Source organism: Massilibacillus massiliensis (genome assembly GCF_900086705.1).
In the GTDB taxonomy this organism is placed as follows: Bacteria; Bacillota; Negativicutes; order FLKF01; family FLKF01; genus Massilibacillus; species Massilibacillus massiliensis.
The window spans coordinates 1-1,225 of the sequence record NZ_LT575479.1; the positions used below are offsets into that span (position 1 = coordinate 1).

Sequence of the window (1,225 nt, forward strand, 5' to 3'; positions counted from 1 at the left end):
TGTGGATAGGCTACAATTAATTGGACAGTTATTATAAGGGCATGTAAAATAAAATAATAAAACAAAAGGAGCTAGGCCCATGACTGTTGAAAAACGCCCTCGTCGTAGCTATACGGACGAATTCAAAAAACAAGTTGTACAATTATATAATAACGGAAAACGTAAGTGTGACATTATTCGTGAATATGATATCGCATCGTCCTTGCTTGACAAATGGATTCAGCAAGCTAACAATAGTGGCTCTTTCAAGGAGAAAGATAATCTTACAACTGAACAGATAGAACTGATTGAGCTTCGCAAACGGAACAAATATCTTGAAATGGAGAATGATATTTTAAAGCAAGCAGCGCTGATCTTAGGACGAAAGTAAATGTGATTAAAGCCAATATCCACAAATACTCTGTATCAGCAATGTGTAAAGTCCTACAAATTCCAAGAAGCACCTATTATTATGAGGCAAAAGCAAATCCAGATGAATCTAAGCTGGTGGCAAATATTGTTGATATATTTAAAGCAAGCCGAAATAATTATGGAACCCGAAAAATAAAATCAGATTTAAAAGATAGAAATATCATTGCTTCACGCCGCCGCATCGGCAGAATCATGAGGCAGGAAGGACTGATTTCAAGTTATACGACTGCCCAGTTCCGTCCTCAAAAGGATACTTGTAATGAATCAAAAACCAAAAATGTTGTTGACCGCCAGTTCAGTGAACAACCATATAGAAATGCTATTGTAAGCGATTTAACATATGTCAGAGTCGGCATGAGCTGGAACTACATTTGTGTGCTTATTGACCTCTTTAATAGAGAAATAATTGGTTACAGTGCCGGACGTAATAAAACAGCAGACCTTGTAAAACAGGCATTTCAGACTGTAAGGGGAAATCTGAAAGATATCCAGATATTTCACACGGACCGTGGCAACGAATTTAAAAATCGGACCATTGAAGAAATCTTGGAAGCATTTGAAATTCAGCGTTCTCTCAGTCATAAAGGGTGTCCTTATGATAATGCAGTGGCAGAAGCAACATTTAAAATAATCAAAACAGAATTTATCAGGAACCAGACTTTTCACAGCTTAAACCATCTGCAGATTGAGTTAGCTGATTATGTAAATTGGTTCAACAATCATAGGATTCATTCTTCACTAGGATATCTAACACCGGTGAAGTATAGAATAAATACCCTTAAAAAAGTTGTCTAAAAAACTGTTGACAGTCCAC

At 36.5% G+C, this 1,225-nt stretch carries 1 protein-coding gene; it reads left to right on the forward strand.

Annotation, left to right across the window (positions count from 1 at the left end; all coding sequences use genetic code 11):
• Positions 1–79: 79 nt before the first annotated feature.
• Positions 80–1,206 (forward strand): IS3 family transposase gene (locus BN6559_RS00020; protein ID WP_110952830.1). Its coding sequence is split into 2 segments (ribosomal slippage): positions 80–335 and positions 335–1,206, totalling 1,128 coding nucleotides; the frame shifts between segments, so codons are not numbered across the junction.
• Positions 1,207–1,225: the final 19 nt, after the last annotated feature.